This window comes from Stenotrophomonas maltophilia group sp. RNC7 (assembly GCF_030910085.1).
GTDB lineage: Bacteria > Pseudomonadota > Gammaproteobacteria > Xanthomonadales > Xanthomonadaceae > Stenotrophomonas > Stenotrophomonas sepilia.
Genome location: NZ_JAVFVN010000747.1, coordinates 1 through 533, shown reverse-complemented (window position 1 = coordinate 533; position 533 = coordinate 1). Strand labels below are relative to the sequence as shown.

Sequence of the window (533 nt, the reverse complement as noted above, 5' to 3'; positions counted from 1 at the left end):
GAACAGATGCGCCAGACGGTCGGACGGCTGAATGCCGAGATGGGCGTGTTCAGCGGGCGGCAGCGCCTGATCGCCGGCGCTCAGAAGGCTGGCCTGTTGGCTGCTGGGGTTATGGCGGGTGCCGCCGTGGTGGCGCCGAAGGTCAATCGGGCGTTCTCCTATGACGAGCAGCTCGCCCATATGGCGAACACCGCATACGGTGATCCGTCGCTGAACGCAGCCGAGGATCGAGCACGACGTATCGCTGGACGGACTGAAATGGACCGGGCTATCCGCGATGCGATCCGATATGGTGGCGGAACCCGGGAAAGCGCATCGGCAACGCTGAACTCGTTGCTATCGTCCGGCCGCTTCAATTCTGCGGACTCAATGACCATCTTTCGCGAGGCCCAGCGTGCCGCTACGGCGAACCAGGCGTCGGGAGATGAATTTGCCCAGATTGCGTTCGCTGCCAACGCGAGCATGGGGATCAAGCCGCAGGAAATGGCACGCGTCTTCGGGGCTGCTACGTTCGCCGGTCAAAGCGGTGCATT

The 533-nt window shown here is 63.0% G+C and carries 1 protein-coding gene; it reads left to right on the top strand.

Annotated elements, in window-relative coordinates:
- Positions 1-533, top strand: a 533-nt coding sequence (locus tag RCF13_RS17825; protein WP_308141410.1) for a hypothetical protein, incomplete at both ends; no start/stop codon positions are given.